The organism is Streptomyces sp. NPDC043853 (assembly GCF_056436025.1).
In genome coordinates this window covers 52,324-78,277 of the sequence record NZ_JBWKDJ010000016.1, presented here as the reverse complement: position 1 = coordinate 78,277, position 25,954 = coordinate 52,324, and the positions used below count along the sequence as shown (strand labels likewise).

At 71.3% G+C, this 25,954-nt stretch carries 26 protein-coding genes and 2 pseudogenes; 16 read left to right on the top strand and 12 right to left on the bottom strand.

What is annotated here, in order from left to right; all coding sequences use genetic code 11:
• Window position 1: 1 nt before the first annotated feature.
• The 4 genes from AC067U_RS31615 (at window position 2) to AC067U_RS31600 (ending at window position 1,823) form a co-directional block, all read left to right on the top strand.
• Window positions 2-469, top strand: a complete 468-nt coding sequence (locus AC067U_RS31615) for a hypothetical protein (protein WP_478833250.1) — start codon at window positions 2-4, stop codon at window positions 467-469.
• Window positions 466-723 (top strand): DUF3817 domain-containing protein, encoded by a 258-nt coding sequence (locus tag AC067U_RS31610; RefSeq protein ID WP_478833249.1) that lies wholly within the window; start codon window positions 466-468, stop codon window positions 721-723. The genes AC067U_RS31615 and AC067U_RS31610 overlap by 4 nt, the downstream gene beginning before the upstream one ends.
• A 310-nt stretch (window positions 724-1,033) precedes the next feature.
• Window positions 1,034-1,468, top strand: a complete 435-nt coding sequence (locus tag AC067U_RS31605; RefSeq protein WP_478833248.1) for a helix-turn-helix domain-containing protein — start codon at window positions 1,034-1,036, stop codon at window positions 1,466-1,468.
• A 187-nt stretch (window positions 1,469-1,655) separates the two neighbouring features.
• The gene (locus tag AC067U_RS31600; protein WP_478833247.1) at window positions 1,656-1,823 is read left to right on the top strand and encodes a hypothetical protein; all 168 of its coding nucleotides are present in this window, start codon (window positions 1,656-1,658) and stop codon (window positions 1,821-1,823) included.
• A 206-nt stretch (window positions 1,824-2,029) separates the two neighbouring features.
• Here AC067U_RS31600 and AC067U_RS31595 read toward each other — a convergent pair whose 3' ends face one another.
• Entirely contained in the window at window positions 2,030-2,497 is a 468-nt protein-coding gene (locus AC067U_RS31595) for a DUF3592 domain-containing protein (protein ID WP_478833246.1), read from the bottom strand.
• A gap of 242 nt (window positions 2,498-2,739) precedes the next feature.
• Here AC067U_RS31595 and AC067U_RS31590 point away from each other — a divergent pair, with 242 nt between their 5' ends.
• Window positions 2,740-3,093, top strand: a complete 354-nt coding sequence (locus tag AC067U_RS31590; RefSeq protein WP_478833245.1) for a hypothetical protein — start codon at window positions 2,740-2,742, stop codon at window positions 3,091-3,093.
• A 19-nt stretch (window positions 3,094-3,112) separates the two neighbouring features.
• Here the strand turns inward: AC067U_RS31590 and AC067U_RS31585 are convergent, their stop codons facing one another.
• Both AC067U_RS31585 and AC067U_RS31580 read right to left on the bottom strand, forming a co-directional pair.
• The gene (locus AC067U_RS31585) at window positions 3,113-3,286 is read right to left on the bottom strand and encodes a DUF3117 domain-containing protein (protein WP_478833342.1); all 174 of its coding nucleotides are present in this window, start codon (window positions 3,284-3,286) and stop codon (window positions 3,113-3,115) included.
• A 710-nt stretch (window positions 3,287-3,996) separates the two neighbouring features.
• Window positions 3,997-4,608, bottom strand: coding sequence for a TetR/AcrR family transcriptional regulator (locus AC067U_RS31580; protein ID WP_478833244.1), 612 nt, complete (start codon window positions 4,606-4,608; stop codon window positions 3,997-3,999).
• A 71-nt stretch (window positions 4,609-4,679) separates the two neighbouring features.
• Here AC067U_RS31580 and AC067U_RS31575 point away from each other — a divergent pair, with 71 nt between their 5' ends.
• Window positions 4,680-5,129: a VOC family protein gene (locus AC067U_RS31575; protein ID WP_478833243.1), complete on the top strand. Its 450-nt coding sequence runs from the start codon at window positions 4,680-4,682 to the stop codon at window positions 5,127-5,129.
• 97 nt (window positions 5,130-5,226) lie between these two features.
• Here AC067U_RS31575 and AC067U_RS31570 read toward each other — a convergent pair whose 3' ends face one another.
• A complete protein-coding gene (locus AC067U_RS31570; RefSeq protein ID WP_478833242.1) occupies window positions 5,227-5,364 on the bottom strand; it encodes a hypothetical protein in 138 nt (45 codons plus the stop codon).
• A gap of 581 nt (window positions 5,365-5,945) precedes the next feature.
• Between AC067U_RS31570 and AC067U_RS31565 the strand changes: the two genes are divergently transcribed.
• A complete protein-coding gene (locus AC067U_RS31565; protein WP_478833241.1) occupies window positions 5,946-6,872 on the top strand; it encodes a hypothetical protein in 927 nt (308 codons plus the stop codon).
• Here the strand turns inward: AC067U_RS31565 and AC067U_RS31560 are convergent.
• Both AC067U_RS31560 and AC067U_RS31555 read right to left on the bottom strand, forming a co-directional pair.
• Complete coding sequence (locus AC067U_RS31560; RefSeq protein WP_478833240.1) at window positions 6,865-7,539, bottom strand: hypothetical protein; 675 nt, start codon at window positions 7,537-7,539, stop codon at window positions 6,865-6,867. The two genes, AC067U_RS31565 and AC067U_RS31560, sit on opposite strands and share 8 nt — an antisense overlap.
• An 889-nt stretch (window positions 7,540-8,428) precedes the next feature.
• Window positions 8,429-9,406, bottom strand: coding sequence for a phage baseplate protein (locus AC067U_RS31555; RefSeq protein ID WP_478833239.1), 978 nt, complete (start codon window positions 9,404-9,406; stop codon window positions 8,429-8,431).
• Window positions 9,407-9,590: 184 nt separating this feature from the next.
• On the opposite strand from AC067U_RS31555, the gene AC067U_RS31550 reads away from it, so the two are divergent.
• From AC067U_RS31550 to AC067U_RS31515, 8 genes are all read left to right on the top strand, one after another.
• Window positions 9,591-10,178: a hypothetical protein gene (locus AC067U_RS31550; RefSeq protein WP_478833238.1), complete on the top strand. Its 588-nt coding sequence runs from the start codon at window positions 9,591-9,593 to the stop codon at window positions 10,176-10,178.
• A 485-nt stretch (window positions 10,179-10,663) separates the two neighbouring features.
• Entirely contained in the window at window positions 10,664-14,029 is a 3,366-nt protein-coding gene (locus AC067U_RS31545) for a S8 family serine peptidase (protein ID WP_478833237.1), read from the top strand.
• Window positions 14,030-14,788: 759 nt separating this feature from the next.
• Window positions 14,789-15,715: a Rieske (2Fe-2S) protein gene (locus AC067U_RS31540; protein WP_478833236.1), complete on the top strand. Its 927-nt coding sequence runs from the start codon at window positions 14,789-14,791 to the stop codon at window positions 15,713-15,715.
• A 251-nt stretch (window positions 15,716-15,966) separates the two neighbouring features.
• Complete coding sequence (locus AC067U_RS31535; protein ID WP_478833235.1) at window positions 15,967-16,197, top strand: anti-sigma factor family protein; 231 nt, start codon at window positions 15,967-15,969, stop codon at window positions 16,195-16,197.
• Window positions 16,198-16,320: 123 nt separating this feature from the next.
• Window positions 16,321-16,992, top strand: coding sequence for an RNA polymerase sigma factor (locus tag AC067U_RS31530; protein WP_478833234.1), 672 nt, complete (start codon window positions 16,321-16,323; stop codon window positions 16,990-16,992).
• Window positions 16,989-17,222 (top strand): anti-sigma factor family protein, encoded by a 234-nt coding sequence (locus tag AC067U_RS31525; RefSeq protein WP_478833233.1) that lies wholly within the window; start codon window positions 16,989-16,991, stop codon window positions 17,220-17,222. Before AC067U_RS31530 ends, AC067U_RS31525 begins: the two co-directional genes overlap by 4 nt.
• A gap of 31 nt (window positions 17,223-17,253) precedes the next feature.
• Window positions 17,254-18,942 carry an NAD(P)/FAD-dependent oxidoreductase gene (locus tag AC067U_RS31520; protein ID WP_478833232.1) on the top strand — a complete coding sequence of 563 codons (1,689 nt, stop codon included), beginning with the start codon at window positions 17,254-17,256 and terminating at the stop codon, window positions 18,940-18,942.
• Window positions 18,935-20,278 carry a DUF6789 family protein gene (locus AC067U_RS31515; protein ID WP_478833231.1) on the top strand — a complete coding sequence of 448 codons (1,344 nt, stop codon included), beginning with the start codon at window positions 18,935-18,937 and terminating at the stop codon, window positions 20,276-20,278. Before AC067U_RS31520 ends, AC067U_RS31515 begins: the two co-directional genes overlap by 8 nt.
• Before the next feature lie 248 nt (window positions 20,279-20,526).
• On the opposite strand, the gene AC067U_RS31510 is transcribed toward AC067U_RS31515, so the two are convergent.
• Window positions 20,527-20,778, bottom strand: a complete 252-nt coding sequence (locus AC067U_RS31510) for a hypothetical protein (RefSeq protein WP_478833346.1) — start codon at window positions 20,776-20,778, stop codon at window positions 20,527-20,529.
• On the bottom strand, window positions 20,717-21,046 hold the full coding sequence (locus AC067U_RS31505; RefSeq protein ID WP_478833230.1) for a hypothetical protein: 330 nt from the start codon (window positions 21,044-21,046) through the stop codon (window positions 20,717-20,719). Before AC067U_RS31505 ends, AC067U_RS31510 begins: the two co-directional genes overlap by 62 nt.
• Before the next feature lie 117 nt (window positions 21,047-21,163).
• On the opposite strand from AC067U_RS31505, the pseudogene AC067U_RS31500 reads away from it, so the two are divergent.
• A pseudogene (locus tag AC067U_RS31500) lies at window positions 21,164-21,322 on the top strand (IS481 family transposase); the annotation flags it as partial.
• Window positions 21,323-21,402: 80 nt separating this feature from the next.
• Here the strand turns inward: AC067U_RS31500 and AC067U_RS31495 are convergent.
• The 4 genes and pseudogenes from AC067U_RS31495 to AC067U_RS31480 all read right to left on the bottom strand — a co-directional run bounded on the left by AC067U_RS31495 (window position 21,403) and on the right by AC067U_RS31480 (window position 25,770).
• Window positions 21,403-21,915, bottom strand: a complete 513-nt coding sequence (locus AC067U_RS31495) for a DM13 domain-containing protein (RefSeq protein WP_478833229.1) — start codon at window positions 21,913-21,915, stop codon at window positions 21,403-21,405.
• Window positions 21,916-23,043: 1,128 nt separating this feature from the next.
• Window positions 23,044-23,507 (bottom strand): annotated as a pseudogene (locus AC067U_RS31490) (flavodoxin family protein); the annotation flags it as partial.
• A gap of 417 nt (window positions 23,508-23,924) precedes the next feature.
• Complete coding sequence (locus AC067U_RS31485) at window positions 23,925-24,713, bottom strand: SDR family NAD(P)-dependent oxidoreductase (RefSeq protein ID WP_478833228.1); 789 nt, start codon at window positions 24,711-24,713, stop codon at window positions 23,925-23,927.
• Window positions 24,714-24,930: 217 nt separating this feature from the next.
• A complete protein-coding gene (locus AC067U_RS31480) occupies window positions 24,931-25,770 on the bottom strand; it encodes an FG-GAP repeat domain-containing protein (protein WP_478833227.1) in 840 nt (279 codons plus the stop codon).
• Between the last annotated feature and the right edge of the window lie 184 nt (window positions 25,771-25,954).

Below are 25,954 nucleotides of genomic sequence, written 5' to 3'. Positions count from 1 at the left end.
CATGACGAAGCTCCTCCTGTGCCTGCACGTCCTGGCCGCCGTCCTGGCCATCGGACCGGTCACCGTCGCCGCAAGCATGTTCCCCCCGGCCCTGCGCCGCGCCCACCGCGCCCCCGGCGACCGGGACGCGCTCACGACGCTGCTGCTCCTGCACCGGATCTGCCGCGTCTATGCGGGCATCGGTATCGCCGTACCCGTGCTCGGCCTCGCCACGGCCGGCAGCCTCGGCGTTCTGGGCAGCGGCTGGCTGATCACCTCGATCCTGCTGACCGCCGCGGCCGCCGCCGTCCTGGCCATGCTGCTCCTGCCCGCCCAAAACGGTGCGATCGTCGCGCTGCAGGACTCAGCCACCGTCCTCACCACCCGGGCGGCCGGCAGGCTGGCCATGCTCACGGGCGTCTTCAACCTGCTCTGGACCACGGTCACCGTCCTCATGATCATCCGTCCCGGCTCCACCACCGGAGCATGACCGTGGACCTCCGTCACCTGCGCATCGCCGCGCATCTCGAACTCGCCTCACTGATCATCCTGCTGGCCAACCTGGCCACCGCCCACCTCAAGCCCGTCGCCTCCCTCATGGGACCCGCTCACGGCTGCGCCTACCTCTTCGTCGTCGCCGCCGCCTGGCGACTCGGAGCGGCCACCACCACCATCAAGGCGACTGCTCTGCTTCCCGGCATCGGCGGTCTCCTCGCGCTCCGCCGGCTCAACAGCCCTGGATGAGTGAGGCCGAAGTCTTCGGGCGCATGCGGCGAGGGCATCGGCATCGGCGACATCCGGCAGAGGTGACCGACCGCCGGGACGGTCACCCGCGGACTGCCCTGCTCCGCCCCGAGCCGGTTTGTTTCACCGCCTGACCAGGGCAGCGCAACAACCTCCCACCGCCGAAGACTCGGAAGGGCCACCGGAGCGACGGTGTCGGACCAGGCCCCTGCGGGCCCCTCCCACCGCTGCCCGGCAACCGACCCGACCGCCGGCAGACATCACGCGGAGCACCACTCACATGACGCCGACACCGACGACGACGACACCGATGACGACCACTCTCGTCCGCCCGGCGGCTCCGCCCCGGGCGACTCTGCTGGAGCGGATCAACGCCTACATCGACCTCCACCTGGGCGACCCGAACCTGTCCCCAGGCGCCATCGCCTCCCACCACCACATCTCCGTGCGCGCCCTACACCTGATCTTTCGGACCGAACCGGGAACCGTGGCGGGCACGATCCGTCGACGCCGTCTGGAACGCTGCCGTGCCGATCTCGCCGACCCTGCACTACACCACCGCACGATCGGCGAGACCGCCCTGCGGTGGGGCTTCCGTCACCCGGCCGACCTCAGCAGGGCCTTCCGCAGGGCGTACGGCATCACCCCGAGCGAACTCCGCTCCACCGCCCGCCTCCGTCCGGCCGCCCCCGCATTCCCTGCGCTCCCTGCCAAAGACGCGCCGGGTCACCGGAACGCACAGTGAAGCCACATGGGTCGTGCCCTCAGGAGGACACATGCGCAAGCGCATCGCGGCGCCGGCCGCTGCCGCGGCGGCCGTGATCACCCGGTTCGGCCCCGTCGGAGGCCATGACCGCCCGGCCACGGCCCACGCACACCACGGTCCGTCACCGCGACGACCGTGACCACCCACAGAGATGAGGGAGAGCACCATGCCGCTGAGTGACGACGACATCCGCATCGCCGAGGAGATGCGTCAGCGCGCGGAGCGCGAGCACGCGGAGTTCCAGGCCGCCCAGGAGGCCGCGCACCAGGCCCGCATAGCGGAGCAGCAAGCGCGGATGGCTGCGGAGGAACCGCACTCAGGCCCCACCTGGTAACAGGCTCGGCTCGGTGCCGGCCTTGAGCAGCTGGCCAGGTCAACAGCCATCAAGGCAGCTGACCTCACGCCGGTGCATCGGCGTGAACCGGAGCTGGTGCCAGACACGCGGTTCCTGGTGATGGTTGATGCCACCGAAGCCCGTCGAGCCTCCCGGCACGGGCGAAGTTCCGTGTCGGGTCCGGCCCCCGGCCGGTGTCCGGCTGGTCAGGGCATTTGGTTGAGGAGGGCTCCGATGAAGAAGCCGACACCCGTCAGCGCGACGAGGGCACCGAGCGCGGCGAAGAGCAACCACAGGCCGGTGGATTCGCCTGCCCGCGTCCAGTGGTCGGGATTCGCGGGGTCGTAGAGGAGCTCGACCTGGGTGCCGACGGCCGGTGTCTTGTCCCTGGTGCGGGCGATGTCGACCTCGGTCTCCATGCTGCGGCCGTCGGCCGTGGTCCAGGCGATGACCGGTGCGTAGACGATCGTTCCGGTACTGCGGAAGGTGATCGTGAAGTCCGAGTCGCCGTTGCCCATCTGACTGGCTTTGAGGCGGGTGACCACGCCCCGGGTGGGGGTCCCCGTCCGGAGCAGCCTCCGGGTCCGGCGGGCCCTGATGTACGCCGCGGCGCCCAGGACCGCCCCCAGCGGCGTCAGGACCAGCGTGAGTACCCAGGGGACAAGGGGAGACATGAGGCCGTTTCCGATCGCCAGGAGGGGGTTGGTGGAGTCCGACGCGGACGCCGGCAGCGCGACGCGTCACGAGGGATCGTAGTGGTGGTGGTCACCGCCTCGGACGAGGTGTCCGCGGCTGCGGACGACACCGCGACCAGGCCGTCTCTTTCGGATCACTGCGGGGTAGCCGTCATGAAGGGGCGGCTCCCTGCGACCGGCCCGGCTCCTGTCCGTCCGAGTGGCGAGCAACGGGGGGCCTGATGGCGACGTCAGCAGTGGGTGAGGCGCTTGACCGGCTGTGTGTCGTGCAAGTGTCAGAACGAGATGACGGCGACTTCCCTGACGCGCTGTTCGACCGTGTGCACCACCTGATTGATGCCTACGGTGCCGACGACGTCGCCGAAATCGTTGCCGCGGCAGTGGAAGCCGGCCAGGCGTCGGTAGAGCAGGCGATCGTCTTCCTGAACGTGGCGGCCTGGTCGGGAACCGACTACGGCGCCTCCATGAGGTCCACTCTGGACGAGTGGGTACGGAAGGCAGACCATGCCATTCGTCTGGGCATCGCCCTGCACCACGAGTTCTACCCCTGCCCACGCGTGTGGGTGATGCCTTGAGTGCAGGGGGTGGCCGCCGTTACGGTTGCTCGGCTTCTTCCGCTGGTGACTTGAGTGCGTCGGCGAGGGCATCTGCCTCGTCCGGGGTCAGTTCGACCACGAGCCGACCACCGCCTTCGAGTGGTACGCGCATGACGATGCCCTGCCCCTCCTCGGTGACCTCAAGCGGGCCGTCGCCCGTCCGCGGCCTCATGCTGGCCCGCGGCTGAGCGGGTTCACCGTCGTTGACGGTTTGTGCCCGCGTCCCGTTGACCTCTGTCTTGACCATGCCCGTCCCCGGAGCGGGTGTCGCGGTGGCTGCAGGCGCTACGACGACCGTGGCCCCCAAGAGGAACGATGAGGCGACAAGCGAGATGACGGCATTGCGTCGGATGCACCGGGCCATGATGGGTGTCCTCCTCACGATGAGTAGAGGGCGCCGCGGAAACACGGGGCAAATCGCCGCGCCAGCGCTCCGGGGGTGATCCCTCCAGCCACAGCGCGACAACGACAAGGGATGTACGGCTGTGGCGCAGCAACGGCGCCGGACTGATCCGAAAGGCGCCGCTCCACCCATCCTCCGCCTCCCCGACCCGGGTGTCGACCGGACCGCCACGTGAGCTGCCTGGCGAGGCCCAGCAGCTCGCCACCGCGGGACCGCCGGCGTACGGGACCCATGGGCACGGGCACGACGCGGATCGTGCAGTTGCCGGAGGAGCTGGCCCGCCCAACAGCCCAGTGGAGCGAACACCGTTGCCCCCGATCCCCGACCTCAACCGGCTGAACACCGGCCGGAACGGCCCTTCTCCTGCCCGCCCGAGTCACCCTGCAGCCCGAAGGACGATCACGCAGCACGAGACGCGCGGGTGTGGGACACCGCCCCAGCCGCGGTCGGGCGGACTCTCCGAGCGTCTGCGGGTGAGGCTAGGCCGGAGTGTGCAGCCCCGCCAGGAACCGGTCGAGCGCCTGTTCCGCGGCCTGCGGGTCCCCGCCCCGCGCGATCCAGAGTGCGGTCTCGTTCATCGCTCCCGAGAGCATCCGGGCCAGGGGTTCCACCGGCTGATCGGCGATGACCCCGGCCGCGGCGAGCGCCGTCATTGCCTCCGTGAGATGCCGGGCGGAGGATTCCTCGTCCAGGGCCCGCCACTCGTCCCAGCCGAGCACGGCCGGCGCGTCGACGAGCAGGATCTGCCGCACCGCCGGGTCGGTCCCCGCGGCCAGGAAGGCCCGGCAGCCGGCCCGGAGTTGCTCCCAGAGGTCCTCGTACCGCTCGGCTGCGGCCGCGACCTGCTTCCCCAGTTGCTGCTGGACCTCGACGACCACGGCCCGGAAGAGCCCTGCCTTGCTGTCGAAATGGTGGTACGCGGCCCCCTTGGTGACCCCGGCGGCCCGCGCCACCTCGGCGAGCACGACGTGGTGGTACCCATCGGCGGCGAACCGCCGCTGCCCCTCGGCCAGCAACGCCTGCCGCGTGGCCTCTCGTTGCGCAGCCCGCTTGACCGCCATCGCACACGCACCGCCCTTCCCATTTCGCATACCCCAGGTATGCTAACGCCCCACGGTTCACATACCTTGGGTATGCGAAATGGATCCGAAGGGCCTCTACCATGACGAACGAACGTACGGCTGCGCCCACGACCAAGCTCGACGGCTTCTACCCGGTGCTCGCCACCCGCGACGTCGCGGCCGCCCGCGACTTCTACACCCGCCACTTCGGGTTCGAAGTGACCTTCGAGGCGGACTGGTACGTCAGCCTGCGCCGCCCCGACGCCCCTCAGTACGAGCTGGCTCTCCTGGACCACGCCCATCCGACCGTCCCCGAAGGGCACCGAACTGCGCTCCAGGGCGGCCTGCTGCTGAACTTCGAGGTGGACGACGTGGACTCCGAGCACCGGCGGCTCGTGGCAGAGGCCGGCCTGCCCGAACTGTTGCCGCTGAGGACGGAGGAGTTCGGCCAGCGCCACTTCATCGTCGCCGCACCCGACGGTGTACTGATCGACGTCATCACCGTCGTCCCTCCCGGCGAGGAGTACGCCGCCCAGTACGCCGATGCCTGATGGCCGGACGGGCCCGGAAAACAGAAAACCCCGTGAGCCCGTGCGGCGCCGCAGCGGAGGGCCGAAGCCCCGGCCCGAATGGTCGTTGAGGGGCGGTTCAGGTAGCCCAGGGAAGCCGTACGGCTTCGATCTCCGCGTCGTCGAGGAGGGCCTCGACGAGTGCTCGGGGGCCGGCCACCTTGGTGGCCCAGAGGTCGTAGTCGGAGCACAGGACCCAGGACCCAGGACCGGTCACGGGGCCAGAGGTTGGACGGGGTCCAGCGGTCCTCGTCGGGATGGTCGTAGAGCACCTTCGCGTCCGCGAGTGATCCGGTCCGGATGCGCAGGCTGTCGAAGTCCTCTGCTCCGTGGAGGAGCGGGTTGTAGTAGGCGAGGCAGGTGGTGTCGGCGCCCTGTGGGCTGTGCTCGGCGAGGACGTCGATCAGGCGGTCCCAGTCAGCTCGATCCACGTGGCCTTCGGCCGGTGCCCGGATCCCGACCGGCCAGCGGGCCGTCGGGATCGAGGGGAAGGAGGTGTGGCACGGAAACCTCCCCTCGGGCACGGTCGGGTCGCCGATCCGATGCGCGAGCTCAGACATCGCAGCCGACGCCACCGAGGTCCCGGCTGCTCGCCGACGAGGGAGTCGAACACCTCCGCGGGGTCGAGGCCCGGGATGACGTCGGCGCCGTCGGCCGCCACGGCCCGCTGGTATTCGCCGAACGACATACCGGTCGGCCCAACCTCGTGTTCATACATGAAGTGGAGCACCCAGGCCGCATCGGGCAGGCGGACGAGCATGACGTGCAGGCCCCGGGACAGGCAGACAGAATGAGCGCATGCCCGTGAAGCCGCAGCGGCAACCGTCGGCCCCTGACACGTGGTCGTTCCTGGACAAGGTGGCGTACGTCGCGGCACCCGGAACCGTCGTCCTCGGGCTGCTCTACTACTTCGGCAACCAGTACAACGAGGCCTACTACCGCGCGTTCGGCGTCCCGGTCAGCGACCTGTCCATCTCCGTTCAAGCCGTCCTCGCGGGCAGCCCTCAGGCCCTCTTCTTCCCGGTCTGGATGCTGCTCGTCTGCGGGCTCGTCGTCCTGCTCGGGCTCGGCCGGCTCGGGCACGCCCTGGCCCGCCCGGAGAACGAGGCGCGGCGCCGCACGGCGTACCGCGCGCTGCTGGCGGTGGGGCTGCTCCTGGGGGTGGTCGGGGGCTACCCCGTGTTCTTCCGGGATGACCTGCTCGTCTTCCTCCCCTCGGGCTGGCCGCGCGGGCTGCTGCCCGCGCTCGTGGTGGCCCTGGGAGCCAGCCTGGCCTTCTTCGCCATCCAGGTGCGCCTCGGGCACCACGGCCCCGGGCGACGGAACCCTCAGGTCCGCCACGCCGACCGGCTGTGGCTCGTCGCAGGGGCATTGCTCCTGGGGATGCTGACGTTGAGCCTGTTCTACGGCGTGTCCAGGTACGCGGCGATGGCGGGCAAGGACCAGGCCACCGCGGACGCGAACGGCGGCATGAGGCGGAACCCGGCCGTGGAAGTCCATTCGCGCCTGCCGCTCGTCCACCACGCCAAGGACATCGAGTTCAAGGACCTGGGCACCGGCGCCGGGCCCTACCGCTATCAGTACAGAGGCTTTCGCCTCCTGGTGAAGACCCCGACCCGCTTCTACCTCGTCCCCTACTACGGCGGGTACGAGAACACCGTGACGGTCGTGCTCCCGGACGACGACGGCACGGTCCGGGTGCAGTTGAAGGCCTCTGTCAGGTGAGCCCGGGCTGGGGTGTGGGGGTTCCGGTCTCGACGGGTGTGTCGGGGGTCTCGTCGGGGGGTTCCACGGTGTCGTCGGGGGTTGCCGGGGTGTCTTCGGGGGTCTCAGGGGTGTCGTGGGTCTCAGGCGTCGGGGGGCCGGAGGTCGTCTCCGGTGCGGCCTCGACGGCCTCACCGGTCAGGGTCACCGAGAACACGGGCCCCTCGGCGGTCGGAGCGATGACCGTCCCCGTCCACGGGCCGGGTTCGCGGGCGATGTGGCTGACCCGGACGCTGCACGTCTCCTGGGGCTGAAGGGTGACGCCGGTACAGCCGTCCTCGACGATCGAGAGCTCCCCGCTGCCGGTGGTGGCCTGCAGCGGCCGGACGGTCAGGGGCACCTGCTGGTCGTTGGCGAGCTCCATGGTGCCTCCGGCCGGCTCGTCCAGCTCTGCCCTCGGCACGGCGACCGTCGCGCCACCACCGGAGCCTCCGTCTGTGCCGGGGAAGACCTTGCCCAGGTCCTCGTCCGCCGGCGCGGTCCGGGACGCCCCGGAGTCCCGCTCGGTGGTCGTGGTGCCACGGGTCGGGACGGGCTCGGGGTCGGCTCCCCCGCACGCCGTCGCCGTCATGGTCAGGGCTGTCAGCAGTGCCGCCGCGGCGAAGCCACGTCTGATGTCCGGAACCACGGTGTCGGTCCTTCCGCTCCGGCTCGGGTCGGCGCCCAACCTCGCACAGCGGCTTGCTGTGAGCGCGGAAGCGGCGCGGTGACACTGCGTTGTCACCCGGGCGGGGGTGCTGCGGGGCCCTGGCGGTGCGGACGTCCGGGGACTGGCCGGTCTGTTGCGGCATGCGTGGCGCGGGGCCGCGAGTACCTCGTCGCCTACGGGGCCCGAAGCGGCCTGCCGGCCTGCGCAAACGCCTCGGCCTCGTGGCTCACCTGAAACGTGGGCCTCTGGGCGCGCGGCCTGGAGCCCCTGCGCCCGCTGTGCGCGCCCGCCGCCCGGGCGACCGACCGGAAGGCCTCCTGGCCCCTGAAACGGGACCTCGCCTCGGTGGGCCGGGCCCTGCCTGGGCGAATCGGGCCTGAGTGAGCTCGGCGATCCGGACGAGCTCACCGACGCCGCCGAACTCCTCGTCAGTGAAGTGGTCACCAACGCGCTGCGGCACGCGCGGGGCCCGTCCGGCTCAACCTGCGGGCGGCGGATGACCGGCTGGTGTGCGAGGTGGAGGACACCTGCGACGCCAGCCCTGTACGCCGCACCACGGACCTCCGTGCCGAGGGCGGCCGCGGCCTCGAGCTCCTGGACCTGCTGAGCGAGTCCTGGGGCAGCAGCCGGGGCGGTGTGGCCTGCCCCTTCCGCTGCCGTCGCATCAGCGTCCGACCGTCCGCGGAGTGGTCGCTCCCCGCCGGCCTCTCCTCACGGGCGACCACCGCCGATCTCCCCCACAGCCGGCCTCACCCGCACTCGGGCGTCATCGCCCGGCGACCACCCTCGATCGGGCGGCCGGCGGTTGCCTGGGGCGTCTGACCGGGTCGAGCCCGGCGGCCGACGACGGCCGCCGGGCGGACATGTCTCAGACCAGCGCGTTCTTGTAGAAGATGCTGGAGCGCCGGTCGCCCTCGACGCCGGTGGCGAAGCCGATGAAGAGGCGGGCCTCGCCGGCGTCTGTGCGGTAGATCGCCAGGCCTTCGGGCTCGCGGTGGTGGAGGGTGGAACCGGCCTTGGTGAGGACGGGGCCCTGCTTCACGGTGCCCGTGTTGATGTCGATGCTGGTGACGTAGGAGTTGCCGTCGCCGGTGGGGGTGCCGTCGCCGGGGTACGCGTCACCCGTCAGGTAGTACATGTACGAGCCGTAGAGGGTGTAGCCCTGCGGAGTGCCGGGGATCGTCGGCTGCTCGAAGTCGACCAGCGGCGCGCCGAAGCTGCGCGTCTCGAAAGCGGAGAGGGGGTATACGGCGATGCGCTTGCCGGCACTGGTGTGGTAACGCACGATCATGCGCCGGTAGACCGGGTCGACGGAACAGGTGTACTCGGTGGCCCCGGCGATCGGCTGATACGCGGCCGCGGCGGCCGGCGAGCCCAGGGTGGTGTTGGCGGTGTAAAGGACGGGGGCGAGCGCGGTGCCGTACCCCTTGGTGTTCGCGGCGCACTCGATCCACAGCTCGGTGCCGGAACCGCTCGGCAGCGCGGCGAAGGCGACGCCGTGGCCGAAGCCGTTGAGGTGCATGTACGAAATGTAGTTCCCGTCGAAGTCCATCTTGTTGATGCACAGGTCGCCGGCGGACTCGGGGCTGTCGTCCCTCTTGGTCGCGATGAAGAGGTACTTGTTCACCCAGTCGAAGGCGAAGCTCTGCTGGACCCGCGGACCGTGCGTGTTCTTGGACCGGAACAGGTCGTACGACGGCTGCGTGAGGTCGAACCGCTTCGTCGCGGTCACATCGGCCAGAGCGGTCTGTGCGCCGGCGCCGAGCCCGAGCGCGGCGAGCGAAGCGCCGACACCGGTGCGTATGAGGCCGCGACGGGAGAGGGGAAAGCCAGAGGTGTGGTTCATGGGGGGACTCCAGGGACTTGGGGGGAGGGCTGGAGCACGTGATGCTATCCGTCGCAGAGGTGGTGTGATGTACCGGGTCCCGGTGGGCAATTGGGCGCCCGATGCCCCCGTGACGCGTCCTTGGCGCCTGTGCACCGGCATCCGGCTTCGTAGGGAGCTGCGGAACGGCGGCTAGCGTGAGGGCATGACGATGACGGGGAAACGGCGGGTCCTGTACCGGCAGGGCACCGGGTTCTGGCGGATGACGGCGAAGTGGGTTCTGGTCTTCGGGGCCCTGTACCTGCTGGACGGCGGGCTGCTCCGATCGTGGGGCGACGGTCTGGTCTGGCCGATGATCGGGATCCTGCTGTGGGTGCCGTTCGGGATCGGCGTCGTCTGGTATCCGAAGAAGGACCAGCGAGTCACGCTGACGACGTGCGAACTGCGCATACGGCGGAAGCGGCTGCCGATGGAGGAGGTGAACCTGTTGCACGTGGCGCGGCTGTGGCTGGAGGGGCGGTCGACCGCGGACGACCAGGCGGTGCTGGAATGGGCACGGTTCGACCGGGTGGTGTGGGTACCGTTGCGGACCGGCCGGGCGTTCGGCGTGGAGTTTCGCGACCCGGCCGCCTTCGCCAAGGTTTTCGGCGCCTTCGCGGTCGCGGCGTGCGGCGGGCCGGACATCGTACGGGCGAGGGCCGCGGCAGAGACCTATCCGGAGCCGCGCCCGATGCGGGCCCGCTCCGCCGGGGGCGACGGCTCCTGGACGGATGTCCTGGACATCTTCGGCTGAGAGCCGGGAGTAGACGGTACGGGCAGCGGGCCGTCAGCGCCTGGAGAACCGCACAGGGCCGGTGTTCTCGACCAGCTGCCCCGGTAGCGTTTCGCACAACTACCCTCCGGTGCACGGCGCGGAACGCGCCACCCGTCGCACCTCGCTTCGGCGTAGGCGTACATGGTGCCCCGGAGCGGGCCGCGCACGTCCTCACCCTGGTTGTCCGGTCGTCCGGCCATGGCCCGTCATGGCTGCCGCCGTCAATGGCCGCCCCACGAACCCGGCGGCCGCGGCCGGCACCGCGGTGTCACGACCGGTGCGGATCCGACCTTGTGGCCGGTGTGGTGGCCGACACGCCGCTGCCGGGTCCTCGACCGGGTTCGTGGGGCGACCGTTGACACACTGTCGTGTATCGGTCAAGTCCCACAGGTAGGTCTCGCATGCGTGACAGGCGGGGCTTGGCTCGTACGGCCTCATCCGGACATGTACAGAGACGAGTTGAGTTGAGAACGACATCACGGGCCGCGGTCGTCGCGGTCCTCGCGGCGGTCGTGACCGCCGCCGGGCCGTTCGCCGTTGGCGCGGCCGGAGCAGCGGGAGCGGCAGCAGCGGCGCGAGCGCCCGACATGCCGGGTGCCGGGATACGCACGGCCCCGGACGGGACGGGCAGGACCGTCACTCTGATCACCGGCGACCGGGTGGTCCTCGGCTCCGACGGCGGCGTGGTCCGGGTGATACGCGGGGCCGGGCGGGAATCCGTACCGGTCTCGGTGCGCCGCAGCGCCGGCCACACCCATGTGGTGCCGCGGGACGCCCTGCGGATGATCTCCGAAGACACCCTGGACCGGCGGCTGTTCGACGTCACCCAGCTGGTCGCGGACAAGTACGACGACGCGCACCGCGGCTCGATCCCGCTGATCGTCGGCTACCGGCAGGTGCCCGGCCCGGGCGGCTCCCCCGTTCCTTCCGCCGGGGGCGCGGATCCGCTCGGCGGGCTTCCCGGCGTCGCCCGGGACCGGCGCGCCCTGCCCGCCATCGGCGGTGAGGCCTTCGACGCGGCCAAGTCCGGTACGACGGCCCTGTGGTCGGCGCTCACCGCGGCCGGTCCGGACACCGGCGGCAAGCGGCCGTTCGCAGCCGCCGCCCCGGCCGTGAGCCGGATCTGGCTCGACGCCAAGGTGTACCCGGCCCTGGACAGGAGCACCACGCAGATCGGCACTCCGGCCGCCGTGAAGGCCGGCTTCACCGGCAAGGGCGTCAAGGTCGCCGTCCTCGACACCGGTGTGGACCAGACCCACCCGGACCTCAAGGGTGTCGAGACGGCCGAGAAGAACTTCACCACCTGGGACGACGCCAGGGACTTCTACGGCCACGGCACGCACGTCGCCTCCATCCTGGCCGGCTCGGGCGCCAAGTCCGGCGGCAAGTACCGGGGCGTGGCTCCGGGCGTGCAGATCATCGACGCGAAGGTGCTCGGCAACGACGGGCCGGGCCAGGAGTCCTGGATCCTCGCGGGCATGCAGTGGGCCGTCGACCAGGGCGCCAGGGTGGTCAACATGAGCCTGGGCGCGCGGGAGGAGGGCTACCGGCCGATGGACGAGGCCGTGGCCCGCCTGTCCGGCAAGGCCCTGTTCGTCGCGAGCGCCGGCAACCTCGGTCCGGGGCCCGGAACGCTCACCTCGCCGGGCGGCGCCCCGCAGGCCCTGACCGTCGGCAACGTCACCAAGCAGGAGGCGCTCGCCGACGACTCCAGTCAGGGTCCGTCGCTGGCCGGTCCGGTCAAACCCGACCTGACGGCCCCCGGCACGGACATCACGGCCGCCCGCAGCAGTCATCTGTCGGACGGCCCCGGCAACGGCTACACGGCCATGTCCGGTACCTCGATGGCGGCCCCGCACGCGGCGGGCGCCGCGGCGATCCTGATGCAGCAGCATCCGTCGTGGAGCGGGCAGCAGGTCAAGCAGGCGCTGACCGCCTCCGCGAAGCCCCATCCGAAGCTGCACGCCCACCAGCAGGGTTCCGGGCGGGTCGACATCGCCCGCGCCCTCACGGCGAGCCTGGTCAGCGAGCCGGGCTCGCTGTCCTTCGGCACCCAGTCCTGGCCGCACTCCGACGACAAGCCGGTCACCAAGACACTCACCTACCGCAACCTCGGCGCCAAGCCGGTCACCCTCTCCCTGTCCGCCGCGGCCGTCGACGAGAAGGGCCGGCCGGCCCCGGCCGGCATGTTCACCGTGAAGGACGCCCACCTGACCGTTCCGGCGGGTGGCACCGCGAAGACCTCCGTCACCGTGAACACGAAGCTCGGCACGGTCGACGGGGCCTACGGCGGCACCGTCCTCGCTTCCGGCGGTGGGCAGGCCGTCCGCACCGGACTGGTCGTGGTCCGCGAGGTCGAGTCGTACGACCTCACCCTCCGGCACACCGACCTGAAGGGCGAGGCCGCGGGCTTCTACGCGTCCTCCGTGTACGACCCGGTCACCTCCGAGCGGCGCGAAGCCACCCTGAACGCCGACGGCACCTTCCGGCTGCGTCTGCCCAAGGGCACGTACGCAGTGGAGGGTTCGGTGTTCGGTGACGGTGAGGAGGTCTCCGCCTTCGTCCAGCCGGTGCTGAAGCTGGACCGGGCCACCACGGTCGCCCTGGACGCCCGCCGAGCCAAGCCGGTCACCGTCACGCCTCCCGACCCGGCCGCCAGGCTCACCGGGTACACCATCGGGTACCAGGCCTCGCGCTCCGATTTCGGCGGCTCCTGGAACGACGGTATCGGAACGCACCTGCGCACCGCCCATCTCGGGCCGCCGACCCCTGACCTGAAGGCCCAGTACAGCGGTGTGTGGCAGGCGCCGGGGGGAACCGAATACCGGCTCGCGTTCAACTCCGCGGGCAGCTGGTTCACCGGGCTGGACCGCCGCCTCGGCAGGGCCGAGGTCGCCGAGGTCAAGACCGGTATCGCGGCCTCGGTGGCCAAGACCAAGGGCACGCTCACCGGGATCCCCGTAGACCTGTCGGGCTTCTCCATCGGCAGCCCGGTGCCGACCCCGGTGACCCTCCCCCGGACCACCACCCAGTACGTCAACGCGGCGGCCGACCTGCGCTGGATCTGGACGGCGCAGCAGCTGGACGCCACGGGCGAGCCCCGGATCGGCTTCACCACCGCCCCGAAGGCGCACGCCGCGGGAAAGACGCACTCCCAGTGGTTCAACACCGGGGTGGTCGGCCCCGATCTGAACGCCGAGCAGGACCAGGGCGCGCAGCGTGTCGGCAACGACATCGTCGCCTCGGTGCAGCTTTTCAACGACGGCTGGGGGCATGCGGGCCACTCCATGACCACCGGCGGCGAGACGCTCCTGGAACGCAACGGGACCGTGATCGCCGCTTCCGGTGCGGTGGGCTGGCTGGACGCCGCAGTACCGGCGGAAGCGGCGACGTACCGGCTGAGCATGCACGCGAGCCGGTCCACGAAGGACACGGCCACCAGCACCGGGATTTCGGTGGCCTGGACGTTCGCGTCGGCCCGGCCGAAGGGCTCTGATCCGGTCCGGCTCCCGCTGTCCACCGTGCGGCTGTCCCCGGTCCTGTCCTCGTCGGTCACCGGCAAGGCGGGCACCACCCTGAAGGTGCCGCTGCACGTGGCCGGTGCCGCCGCCGCGCCGGGCGCGCTGGCGTCGCTGACGGTGAAGGTGTCGTACGACAACGGCAAGACCTGGACGGCGCTGCCGGTCACCACGGACGCCGGGGGCAACCGCTCGGTCAGTCCGGCCCACCCGAAGACCGCCAAGGCCGTGTCGTTCCGTGTCGACCTGAAGGACAAGGCGGGCAGCACGATGACCGAAACCATCAGCAACGCCTACCTGCTGGCCCCTTAGCGGCACCGCGCACCGGGGAACGTCTCCTCCGCCGCCACCGCCGCAGTCCGTGGTGGTGGTGGCGGCGGAGGACACGTGGAGCGACGCCCGCGCGCGGACCGGTGCTCGCCGCTCTCAGCGCCAGATCGTCTGGACGGAATCGAACTGCACCCAGGTGATCGGGTTTCCGCTGTTGCCGCCCGGCGGAGACCGGCCGGCAGCGTGGCGATCTTCGTGTCGACGGCGAGGTTGCAGGTCACCGAGCCGCTCGCCCGGTGGCCCGGTCCACGGCGGTCAGGTACGTGTTGCCGGGTGGCTTGAGCGTGGCCGAGTAGCCCTGGCCGACCAGCATGTACAGGACGCCGCCGAGGGAGGCGTACCCCTGGGAGACGCCGTTCGCGTCCGGCTGGGCGATCCGGGCCAGCGGCGTCGTCCAGTCACGGACTCGCCCGGGAGCCTGAGGCCGCCCTCGATCACCTGGAGGACGAAGACCTCACCAGTGACCGGGTCGCTACCGGAGGACTGCATCACCGTGGCGTTCTGCAGTCGCCGCCGGTGGAGGCCGTGGGGATGACCGACGGATGGGAGCCGTCTCCTCCTCCCCTCCCCTCCCCTCCCCTCCCCTCCCCCTCCCCTCTCCGCGGTTCCCGTCCGGTCTACGTCGTCCGTGGCAGGCATGAGCCCTCCCGGGCTCGCCTCTTCGGTTCCGTTCGGCGCCGGCTACGCCGTCCGGCTCAGCCCGCACCGCACCGGTACGGGAATGCGGGCAGCGTGAACCCCATGGCAACCCTCATCGCCCGAATCACGGCCGCCGCCCGACCGGACGGCGCCGACAGCGACGGCATCGGCGTACGGACTCTGAAGGTGCTCGACGCCGTGGCCGGCGCCGAGGAACTCGACACGGTCACCGAGCCGCTGAAGCGCGCCATCAAGGCCCTGCCGCTGGGCCGGCTGCGCGGAGTGCTGCACGGTCGCCCCCTGGGCCACCCGCTGCATCCGGCCCTGGTCCAGATTCCGGTCGGCGCGTGGATCTCCGCAGGCGTCCTCGACCTCGTGCCGGGCTCGGAGCGTGCCGCGCGCCTGCTTGTCGCGGTCGGCGTCGTCACCGCCGCCCCGGCGGCGTGGACCGGCTGGGTCGACTGGGCCGAGCAGCAGGAGGAGCAGTTGCGCACCGGCCTGCTGCACGCGGCATCTATCGCCACCGCGGTGGGGCTGTACGGCGCGTCGTGGGCCGTGCGCTCACGCGGCCGAAACGGGATGGGGCGCGCGCTCGGCTTGGCGGGACTGGCGGCGGTCGGCACCGGGGCCGCTCTCGGCGGCCACCTCGCCTTCCGGCAGGCCGCCGGTGCGAACAAGACCGTGTCCGTCCCCCACCTGGTGGCGCCCGGCTGGCACACGCTCGGGCCCGTCGAGGAGTTCGTCACGGGCGAGGGGGTACGCCGGATGGTCGGCGAGGTGCCGGTGCTGGTGGTACGCGAATCCGAGGACGTCTTCCACGTCCTGGCCGACCGGTGCAGCCACTTCTCCGGCCCCCTCTCGCAGGGCGAGGTCGCCGACGGCTGCGTGACCTGCCCCTGGCACGGCAGCGTCTTCCGCCTCTCCGACGGCTGGAACGTGGGCGGACCGGCCACCGCCCCGCAGCCGACCTTCGCCACCCGCACCGACGGCGACGGCAACCTTCAGGTGCGCCTGCCGGACGTGGGCTGAGCCGAGGCACGCCGCCAAAAGGGTGGCGGACCGGTGCGCGGCGGGCAGCGTGTTCCTCGCCGGCGACGCCGCGCAGTCCGCGCGGAGCTGCTCGACGCCCCGCCCCGCGGTTCGGCGCCGCGACAGGAGCATGATAGGTGTCGACTCCTCACCGGAATGAGCCGGCGAGGAGCCGTCCGACCCAGCCATCGTCCGTCTGACCGATCCATCGTCCGTCCGTCCGTCCGTCCGCATGAGAACAGGCAGGTGTCATGAACTGTGTCGAGTTCGTGGAGCTCGTGACCGAGTTCCTCGACGGCTCCATGGGCGAGCCGACCGAGCTGAGTTGTCTCGTGCACCTGGCGCGGTGCGACGGCTGCGAGACGTACCTCGACCAGTTCCGTAAGACGGTCGCGATCGCGGGCTCGCTGCCCGGCCCGAGCCTGCCCGCCGCGGCACGCGTTCAACTCCTCAAGGCGTTCAGGAGCTTGCCGCGCGACTGACCTCAGCGGCCGTCGGCCGTGAAGGTTCTTACCGAGAAGTGAACGAACCCACCCCCGGACGTCCGCACCTGCCCCGCTGCCCTAGGGTGGAGCTTCCAGTCGACGTCCTGCAAGGAGAGAAGAATGGCGGGCCCACGCGAGCTGCCACCGGAGGAGGTCCTGGTGCAGCGCCTCCGCGACGGTGACGAGGAGACGTTCGCCCTGGTCCTGGACTCCTGGTCGGGCGGCATGCTCCGGCTCGCCATGTCGTTCGTGTCGACCAAGGACTCCGCCGAGGAAGCCGTCCAGGAGACCTGGCTGGCGGTCATCAAGGGCATCAACGGCTTCGAGGGCCGGGCGTCCCTGAAGACCTGGGTGTACCGGATCCTCGTCAACACCGCCAAGGCGCGCGGCACGAAGGAGAGCAGGACCGTTCCCTTCGCCAGCCTGCTGCCGGAGGAGGAAGGGCCCACCGTCGAGGCCGAGCGCTTCCGTGCCCCCGGCGAGCAGTACGCCGGACACTGGGTCGCCGGGCAGGAACCGAGCCCCTGGCACATCCCCGAGGACCACGTGCTGCGCGGCGAGGTCCGCGAGGTGATCGCGAAGGCCATCGACGAGCTCCCGCCCCGCCTCCGTACCGTGATCACCCTGCGCGACGTCGACGGGTACGGCTCCGACGAGGTGTGCTCACTCCTCGAGATCTCGCCCGGGAACCAGCGTGTGCTCCTCCATCGGGCCAGGGCACTGCTGCGCCGTAAGCTGGAGTCGTACATGTCCGGTGCCAATGACGTCGCAAGCGGGAGGGGACGCGCGTGAACTGCAACGACTTCGTGGAGCTCGTGACCGAGTTCCTCGACGGCGCGTTGTCCGAAGGCGACGAGCTGCGCTTCATCGATCACCTGGCAGAGTGCTCCGGGTGCGAGAACTACCTCGACCAGTTCCGTCAGACGATCGCCACCACGGGCGAACTGACCCCGGACGGCATCTCGTCGGACGCCCGGCAGCACCTGCTCGCCGCCTTCCAGGACTGGCAGCGCGACGTGTAACGCTCGTGCGCCGCGCCCGCTCTGAACATGCATGACTCTGCTCAGAAGACTCTTGTTCGGCGTCGTCGCCGCACTGCCCGGTGGCGCGGTCCTCGCGCTCGCGACGGACCCGCCGTGGATCCAGTGGGCCGGGCACACGGCGGTGCTGGGAGCCGTGCTCGTCCTCCTCTTCGGCGAGCACCGGCAGAGCAACGGCTCAGCCTTCTCCGTCGGTCTGCTCATCGGCCTGCTCGACTGGGTCACATGGACCCTCACCCTCGCCCCCGTCCTCGAGGGGGACACTCCGTCGTGGACGATCGCGGTGGCCGTGGCGCGCTTCCCCGAGCTCGTCGGGGCCGCCCTGTTCGGCGCGATCACCGGGCTCGTGTTCCATGCCCTGTCAACCTGGCTCCCGCCGCGCCCGGCGCGCCCGGCGCCCCGGCGGGCCAAGCCCCATGTGGTCATCGTCGGTGGTGGCTTCGGCGGGGTCGGGGCCGCGCGCGAACTGGACCGGCGGATCGGCCGTGGGCTCGACGCCCATGTGACGCTGATCAGCGACTCGAACTTCCTGCTCTTCACCCCGCTCCTCGTCGGCGTCGCCTCCAGCACGGTGGAGGCCAGGCACGTCAGCGCCCCGGTGCGTGTCGGGCTCGACCACGCCTCCTTCCTGCACGGGCGGGTGGCCTCCATCGACACACAGGCGCGCAGCGCGTACGTCTCCGCCGGCAAGGAGGGGATGCTCCGCGTCCCGTACGACCATCTGGTCCTCGCGGTCGGCGGGGTGCCGCACTTCTTCGACCTGCCGGGAGTGGCCGAGCACGCCTTCCCGATGAAGTCCGTGGAGGACGCGACGGCGCTGCGCAACCAGGTCCTGGGCGCACTGGAGCGGGCCGATCTGGAGCCGGACCCGGCCGAGCAGGCCCGGTTGTTGACGTTCGTGGTGGCGGGCGGCGGATTCGCCGGTACGGAGCTGGTGGCCGAACTCTTCGACCTCGTCCATGACGTGCTCCACCTCTATCCGCGCCTGCACGGGCTGCGGCCCAGGTTCGTGATCGTGCACGCAGGGGAACGGCTGCTGCCGGAGCTGTCGCCCGAGCTCGGCCTCTACGCACAGCGCAAACTCGGCGGGCGGGGCATCGAGTTCCGTCTCGGCGCGCGAGTGAGCAGGGCCACCGCCGAGGACATCACGCTGAACTCCGGCGAGACCATCCCCACCCGCACCCTGGCCTGGACGGCGGGCAACCGACCGAACCCGCTGGTGCGGCAGGTCGCGCAGGGGACCGGGGGTCCGGTCGCGGTGGAACCCACCCTGCAGGTCCCCGGCGCGCCCGGGCTGTGGGCGCTGGGCGACTGCGCGCGGATCCCCGACCCGGCGGGCGGCTTCTACCCGCCGACCGCGCAGCACGCGATCCGCGAGGGCAGGGCGGTGGCGCGGAACATCGCCGCGGTCCTCGGCGGTCGCCGTCCCGTCCCCTTCCGCTTCGGCGGGCTCGGCGTGCTGGTCTCGCTGGGACACCGTACGGCCGCCGGCGAGATCGGCGGGCGGCGGGTCTCCGGGTTCCTCGCCTGGGTCCTGTGGCGCGGGGTCTATCTGAGCAAGCTGCCCGGCGTGGAGAAGCGGCTGCGGGTCCTCGCCGACTGGACGCTCGACCTCGTCTTCCCCAGGGACATCGCCCTCTCGACCACCTCGACCGCCACGACCGCCACGACCGTTTCGAAGAAGGAGGACCGTCATGCGTAACGCTGGACTCGGGGCCGTGGCCGGCCTCGCTGGAGGACTGGTCTTCGGCGGAGTGATGGTGCAGATCGGATTCCTGCCCACCGTCGCGGCCATCGTCAGAACCGACTCGTCCGTCGTGGGCTTCGCCGTCCACCTGCTCATCGCCGCGATCGTCGGGGGCGTCTTCGGGCTCCTCGTGGCGCACCAGCGGGAACTTCTGTTCTGGGGGCTCGCGTACGGCGTGCTGTGGTGGTTCCTCGGGCCGCTGACGCTGCTACCGCTCCTGCTCGGCAGGCCGGTGGCCTGGGACGTGGCGACGGCGCAGGCGCTGATCCCCAGCCTGCTCGGCCACCTGGCGTACGGAGCCGTCTCGGCCGCCGTCCTCGCCCTGATGGCACGCCGGGAGCGCCGGATCGGGCCCGGAATCCTCGTGCGCGCGTCGGTCGCCGGGCTGGTCGTAGCCCCGGTGCTCGGGCTCGGCTGGAGCGGGCTGATCGTCGGGGTGGTGCTCGGCGCCTCGTACGCCGTGATCTTCGGTGACCCCGGCGAGGGCGGTGGCCCGGCCCTGGTGCGCGGCGCCGCCTTCGGCTTCGCGTGGTGGGTGCTCGCCTCGGTGACGGTCGCGCCGCTGCTGGCCGGCCGGGGCCTGGAGTGGACGCCGGACGCAGTGCGTACCGCGGTGGTGTCCCTGCCCGGCTTCCTGCTGCTGGGCGCCGGCACGGCCCTGCTCACCGGCTGGCTGGGCGGCCTGTCCCGGGCGCTGTTCGCGGACGACGTACGGCACGCGCTGGAAGGGCGCCTGGCCGGGGGGCGGGTGATCTCGGTCTGGCACGGCGTCATCGCCGGCCTGGCCGGAGGCGCCATCTTCACCGGGGTCATGGTCGCCGTGGGTTTCCTGCCGACCGTCGCCACCCTGGTCGGCTCGGAGTCCGAGGCCGTGGGCCTCGTCATCCACCTGCTGATCTCGCAGGTCGTAGGGGTCACGTACGCGGTCTTCTTCCGCCGACGCAGCTTCGACCCGGCCTCGGGAATCGGCTGGGGGGTGTCGTTCGGCTTCCTCTGGTGGGTCCTGGGCAATCTGACGCTGCTTCCGGTACTGCTCGGCGAGGCACCCCGGTGGGACGCCGCCGCGCTGGCCGACTCCTTCCCCTCGCTCGTCGGCCACCTCGCCTACGGCGCCGTACTCGGCCTGGTCTACCAGCGGTTGGAGGAGCGGGTCGGCCCGTGGCACCAGTCCCGAAGCGAGGCGGCCGCGGCGCGGGCGGCGGCGCGTCACGAGCAGACGCTGAGCACGGCGCCCGCGCTGTGGAGCCTGACCACGTGCGTGGCACTGCTCGTCCCGATCCTGGTGTCGTAGCGGCTGTGGGCCAGGGCCCGTTGTGACAGTGCTGGTCACAGCCATTCATTGATGGCTGTGACCAGCACTGTCGCTCCAGGACGTGTCCGGCCGGTCATGTGACCGGCCCACGGGGTCGGTTCGGGGCTGGTTCGGGGCTGGTTCGGGGCTGGTTCGGGCTCTGCAGCGGGGGCGGAGGGTGTACGTGCCGGCTCCCGGCCGTAGGCCTGGGATCGCCCAGCCGGCGGCTACGGCTTGGTGATCACCGTCTAGGTGAACCCGGGGGCCTCGAACTTCTGGATCGGGTCTCCCAAGGTCTTCGTCGACACGGTGCCGCTACCAGTCGCACCGATGCCACATCGGGCGATGGGCGTGTCCTTGATCTGGGACACCGCCGCGTGGCTCAGATCCAGGTGCGCTCCGCCCAGGACCCGGACGCCGGCTCCGAGCACGCCCGCGTCACGGGTGCCGGAACCCGGCCCGCTCACCGTGAGGCGGGAGAGCCCCACTGTCGTCGTCACCGTACGACCTCGTCGTCCCTTCGGCGGGCTGATGGGGGTGCGAAAGAGCCGATGGCCACTGAAGCGAGCAGCGCGCCAAAGCCGCCGCACACCGTGTACGCAGGATCGGCATGGGGCCACACGAGCAAAGGTCCCGTCTCGCTGCCAGCGGCGGAACAGGTCGTAGACCCGGTCCCACGGCCCCGTGGCGTTCGGGCACGTCCCGCCAGGGAGCGCCGGTCCGGGTCCGCCTCCGTATGCCGTCCATCAGCTGCCGCCGCGTCCACACCTGCGGACGCCCCGGCTTGATGCCCGTCGGCAGCAACTGCTCGAACCGGGCCCACTGGCCGGGCTGCTGAACGTTACAACAAGATCACCTGTCGCCCAGACCTCCCCGGCCCCGGGCATCCAACCGCGCTGGACCCGGCCCTGGCGCCCGCAGACCAACGGCACGGTCGAACTCTTCGACCGCATCCCGCTCCAGGAACGGCCCTACCACCGACGCCACACCGGCATCCAAGGCCGAACACCCGCCAGCCGCGTCACCAACTCGCCCGAACAACACGGCCAGGAGGATCGGGAAAGCCGAGGAGCGGGTGGCGCCATGCCACCCGCTCCTCGGCTTGTGCGTCCGACCCGGCTCCGTCAGGTGCGCTGCTTCAGCTCGGCCGCGCCGAAGGAGACGCTGAAGCGCTCGCACCAGATGGTCACCGTGGAGAACTTGTTCAGGTCGGTGCCGGCGGGGATCGCATAGTTCTGGTTGCCCTCGTTGCCCTTGAGGTCGCCGAGGTCGATGTGCTTGCCGTCGTCGAGGTTGCCGCCGCCGGACTTGTTGACCGGCTGGTCGCTGAGCCACACGTGCAGGGCCGGGCCGTCGGAGGTGCGCAGGTTCGTCAGGCGCAGGGTCGCCTTCCCGTCGGCGAGCTGCTGGATCTCGACCGAGCCGCTGGTCTCGTGCTCGTGCGAGATGAACGCCCCGTTCGCCAGCTGCTTGACCGGGCCCGCCTGCCGGCCGGCGGCCGCAGCGGGAGGCGCCTCGTCCACGCGGTCCGTGGTGAACAGCTTCCAGGGCTGGAAGAGGTACAACCCGACGGCTGCCACGACGACGACGGCGGCGGTGGTGATCCAGAGGGCGCTGCGGCGCTTGCTACGGCACATGAGGGTTTCCGTTTCTTCTCGGGTGTTCGTGGGCGCGGAGGCGGCATCGGCGACTGCCTCGGCGCCCCGGGCACTGGGCCCTGGGTATTCAGAGAGGGGAAGAGCGGCGAACGTTACGGATGAACGTCCGCCGCTCCGGTCCGTCTACGGGCTTCAGCAGTTCTCGGCGGGGTGCGCCTGCGCAGCAGGGGTGGCCGGGGAGCTCGTGGCCGCGGGAGCGGCCACGCGGGCGCGGCGCAGCTCGTCGGCCTCGTCGCGTACGGCGTCGAGCCGGACTTCGAGCATGCCGACGCGCTCGCGGTAACGCTCCAGCTCGGCCCGAATGAACTCGGCGTCGGCGACCTTGTGCGCAGCCTCCTCGCGGATCGCTGTGGTCTCCTCGGCGAACTTCTCGGTCGCGGCGTCGAGCGCGGCGACGGCCATGTCGGCCGCCTCCTCGGCGAGGGTGGCGCGCTCCTCGGCGGCGAGGATGCGCTGAGCGGAGGCGCGGGTGACCGTCTCGATGCGGGCCTCGGCCGCCGCGGAGTCGGTGATGATCGCCAACTCCTCGATGTAGGCGGGGAGATCGGCGGAGAGCTGCTTGATGAGCGCGACGACGGTGTCGCGGGAGTGGGCGCCGTCGCCACAATCGGCCATCGCCATGGAGCCCATGACTTCCATGGCCTCCATCGCCTCGATGGCCTCGATGGCCTCCATGGCCTCCTCCATCGAGCCCATCTCACCGTGCACGGCTTCCTCAGGGGCCGGGGCCGGGGCCGGGGCCGGGACGGGGGTGGGTCCGTGCTCCTGGGGCACGACCTCGGCCCCGGGTACGACGGAGGTGGGCCACGACTGTCCCGCGACCTGCGATCCGGCCTGGCCAGCCCCCTTCGCCTCCTCCTTGGCCGCCTTCTTGGCCTCGCTCGCCGCGCGCTTGTCCTCCTTGCGCTGCTGCCGCTTGGCGCGGAACTTCCGGAACGCGCCGAGCGCGTTGTGGTCGGGGTGGTCGCAGTAGCGGGAGGCCGGTCCCTCCGCGCCGGGAGCCTTCGGCTCGGGCGCGTGGGTGCAGCCCGGGTAGGCGCAGGTGGGAACGGTCTCGACGGTCTCAACAGTCATGATTCTCAGCCTTTCGGTGCTGATGGCAGCGGTTTCCGGGTTGTCGAAGTCGGAGCGGCAGCCGGCGTCCTTGAGCAGCCGGGCCATGTGGAGCGGGTTCCACGTCATGAACGTGGCGTTCTGGTTGGTGAAGTCGTTGTGGAGGACGTTCACGGCGCGGTGCCTGGCGCCGTCCTCGTTGCCGGTGCTCAGACGGCCACGTGCCCTCCCCGAGCACGCGTGTGCTGCCGGATCGGCCCGGCGATGGCGAGGATGTCGGCGGCCATCGCCCGCTGGTGGTTCGACGGCCACGCGTCGCGCTCCCAGCCGTGCTCGGTCGTGTCCGGCCACACCCCGGTGGCGATCTCACGGTCGGTCGGCCGCGGGTGCTCTACCTGCGCGCCCTGCTTCTCCGTGATCCGCCGGCCGAGGTCGATCAGGCCCTGCGTACGGCTCCGCTCCGGGCTGTTCTTCAGCGTGCAGTTGAGGAACACCGCACGCAGGTCTTCATGGCTCATACCTGTCAGTGCCGCCGAACGGCCGAACGTTACAAGCGGGTTCGATGAATGTGCGGCCGGGCAGTTCAGTCGGCCGGTGTGAGCGCTTCGTCGGCAGGCGGACCCGACGGGCGGTGGCAGCCGTCGGCCTACGGCCCCCGGGAACGCCTGGTCCAGCAGGTGCAGGCCGCAGCCGAGGCCGGAGGGCGAGGTCGACTGGGACATCTCGGTCGACTCCACCATCGTCGGCGCGCATCAGCGTGTGGCCGGCGCCCGCACCGATCCGCCCCGGGCCCGGGCCGCGCCGCGCAGGGCGTGGCGGCCGGGGGCATCGCGGGCGCTGGACGGAGTGCCTGCCGGGCCACGAGAACAGGACGATCCGTCGCGCAGGCGCTGTTGGCGCCGCGCATCCCGGGGAGCCGGATCAGAGCGTCGTGATCAGAGCGTCGTGATCAGGCCTCCGTCAATGGTGTGGTCGGAACCCGTGGCGTTGCCCGCCCGGTCCGAGGCCAGCAGCAGGACGAGGTCGGCGACCTCCTCGGCGCGCGTGAAGCGGCCGGTGACGAGCTGGGCGGCGGTCCTCGCGACGACCTCGTCCGGGGTGTTCCCCGACTCGCCCGCGAGCGTGGCGGCCACACCCCGGTCCCCGAGCCACAGGTCCGTTTCGACCGGGCCGGGGCTGATGGTGTTGACGCGTACGCCGCGCGGGCCGAATTCCTTGGACAGCGCTTTCGAGAAGTTGGTAAGCGCCGCCTTCGCCGCGCAGTAGTCGATCACTCCGGGGTCGGGCAGGAAGGCGTTGACCGAGCTGACGTTGACGATGGACGCCGCTCCGCGCTCGATGAGGTGCGGAAGGGCGGCCCGAGTGGTACGGACGGCCGTGAGGAAGTTGATGGTCAGGCCCCAGGTCCAGTCCTCGTCGGTGACCGACAGGAAGCCGTCCAGCCGCGGGCTGACGGCGCCGACGTTGTTGACGAGGATGTCGAGCCCGCCGAACGCCTCGACCGCTTCCTGTACCGGGCGCGCCGGGCCGTCCAGGGTGGTCAGGTCGACCGCGACGGGCCGGACCCGCCCGCCGGCCGCCAGTTCGGTCAGCGGGCCGCCCACCGAACGGGCGGCGGCGACCACCCGGGCGCCCTCGTCGGCCAGCGCCCTGGTGATCGCCAGGCCGATGCCCTTGCTCGCTCCGGTGACCACCGCCACCTTGTCCTTGAGATGCAGATCCACGCGGTGCTCCTCGCCCGGTGAGGACCGGACCCGGCCGCCCGGCCCACGAGCACCGAGTGTGCGGGAAGACGGGTCCCCGGCGGACCTGACAGGGCCACGACGTCAGGCAAGTGGCCCAGCGGGACGGGTGGCGCGGTGGTCGGCGATCCGCCCGTCGCGCACCCGAACGGGCATCCGGCCCGTGCTGTGGCTGCTTCGCGACCAGGCGGCCGCGGGCTCAGATGAGGTTCTTGTAGATGTTCCAACCGGAGCCGAACTTCACCCGGGCGGCGAAGGTCGCGGTGCGGGCGCTGCCCGTCGAGGTGTAGCGATACACCTCGCCGTTGGGCAGACGCGCGAGCAGGTCGCTCTTGCTGTCGCCGTCGATGTCACCCGCGACGAACAGCTTGTCGTACTGGCCGAAGCCGCTGCCGACCTGCTCGCGGGCGGCGAACGGCGCGGTGGCCGTGCCCGTGCCCTTGAAGAGGAACAGCCCGCCGGAGGTGCCCCGGGCGAGCAGGTCGGCCCGCCCGTCGCCGGAGCAGTCGCCCGCACCGACGAGCGCGTTGTTCGTCTGGGTTCCGAGGTTCTGTGCCTTGCCGTAGAGCCGCGTGGTACCGGCGCCGACCATGAACTTGTTCCGTTCCCACCCGCAGCCGTAGTAGGTGGGGGCGGCGAACTTGCCGCCGCGGATCGACTTGTAGAAGTACTGCTTGCCGTCGCCGCTGCGACCGATCAGGTCGCCCGTCCCGTCGCCGTCGACGTCGTTCGGGCCGCTGATCACGTTGTACGTGTTCCAGCCGGTGCCGACCTTGACGCGGGGCTTGAGCGGGGCGGTGGCGCTGCCGGATCCCTTGTGGAACCACAGTTCGCCGGTGAGAGTGCGGGTGAGGACGTGGCCGAGGCCGGCGCCGGCGCCGGCCAGTTGGTCGTACATCCCCCAGCCGGAGCCGACCTTGACCCGCGTGTTGAAGGGCATGCTGACGCTTCCGATGCCGGTGTAGAGCCACAGGCCGCCGGCGTGGTCACGGGCCAGCAGATCGGGGCGGTGGTCCCCGGTGAGGTCGCCGGTGGCCATGTCGCGCTTGTAGATCTGCCAGCCGCGGCCGGACCACAACCTCTGCGGACGTGTGCGGGTGTCAGTCTTTTCGGCTCGGCCGGCTTCTCCCAGGGCCTGCGGAGGTCGGTCGCCAGCGGGCGGGCCAGCCGCAGCTGGGCGCCGTGCTTGGGCGGTCGGCCGCCCTTGGGGTTGGCCGGGAGGA

Bases quoted from the DNA above. Each gene is read 5' to 3' on its own strand.
- AC067U_RS31615 (WP_478833250.1), top strand. From the start codon at position 2: ATGACGAAGCTCCTCCTGTGCCTGCACGTCCTGGCCGCCGTCCTGGCC.
- AC067U_RS31610 (WP_478833249.1), top strand. From the start codon at position 466: ATGACCGTGGACCTCCGTCACCTGCGCATCGCCGCGCATCTCGAACTC.
- AC067U_RS31605 (WP_478833248.1), top strand. From the start codon at position 1,034: ATGACGACCACTCTCGTCCGCCCGGCGGCTCCGCCCCGGGCGACTCTG.
- AC067U_RS31600 (WP_478833247.1), top strand. From the start codon at position 1,656: ATGCCGCTGAGTGACGACGACATCCGCATCGCCGAGGAGATGCGTCAG.
- AC067U_RS31595 (WP_478833246.1), bottom strand. From the start codon at position 2,497: ATGTCTCCCCTTGTCCCCTGGGTACTCACGCTGGTCCTGACGCCGCTG.
- AC067U_RS31590 (WP_478833245.1), top strand. From the start codon at position 2,740: ATGGCGACGTCAGCAGTGGGTGAGGCGCTTGACCGGCTGTGTGTCGTG.
- AC067U_RS31585 (WP_478833342.1), bottom strand. From the start codon at position 3,286: ATGAGGCCGCGGACGGGCGACGGCCCGCTTGAGGTCACCGAGGAGGGG.
- AC067U_RS31580 (WP_478833244.1), bottom strand. From the start codon at position 4,608: ATGCGAAATGGGAAGGGCGGTGCGTGTGCGATGGCGGTCAAGCGGGCT.
- AC067U_RS31575 (WP_478833243.1), top strand. From the start codon at position 4,680: ATGACGAACGAACGTACGGCTGCGCCCACGACCAAGCTCGACGGCTTC.
- AC067U_RS31565 (WP_478833241.1), top strand. From the start codon at position 5,946: ATGCCCGTGAAGCCGCAGCGGCAACCGTCGGCCCCTGACACGTGGTCG.
- AC067U_RS31555 (WP_478833239.1), bottom strand. From the start codon at position 9,406: ATGAACCACACCTCTGGCTTTCCCCTCTCCCGTCGCGGCCTCATACGC.
- AC067U_RS31550 (WP_478833238.1), top strand. From the start codon at position 9,591: ATGACGATGACGGGGAAACGGCGGGTCCTGTACCGGCAGGGCACCGGG.
- AC067U_RS31540 (WP_478833236.1), top strand. From the start codon at position 14,789: ATGGCAACCCTCATCGCCCGAATCACGGCCGCCGCCCGACCGGACGGC.
- AC067U_RS31535 (WP_478833235.1), top strand. From the start codon at position 15,967: ATGAACTGTGTCGAGTTCGTGGAGCTCGTGACCGAGTTCCTCGACGGC.
- AC067U_RS31530 (WP_478833234.1), top strand. From the start codon at position 16,321: ATGGCGGGCCCACGCGAGCTGCCACCGGAGGAGGTCCTGGTGCAGCGC.
- AC067U_RS31520 (WP_478833232.1), top strand. From the start codon at position 17,254: ATGACTCTGCTCAGAAGACTCTTGTTCGGCGTCGTCGCCGCACTGCCC.
- AC067U_RS31515 (WP_478833231.1), top strand. From the start codon at position 18,935: ATGCGTAACGCTGGACTCGGGGCCGTGGCCGGCCTCGCTGGAGGACTG.
- AC067U_RS31495 (WP_478833229.1), bottom strand. From the start codon at position 21,915: ATGTGCCGTAGCAAGCGCCGCAGCGCCCTCTGGATCACCACCGCCGCC.
- AC067U_RS31480 (WP_478833227.1), bottom strand. From the start codon at position 25,770: ATGGCCACCGGCGACCTCACCGGGGACCACCGCCCCGATCTGCTGGCC.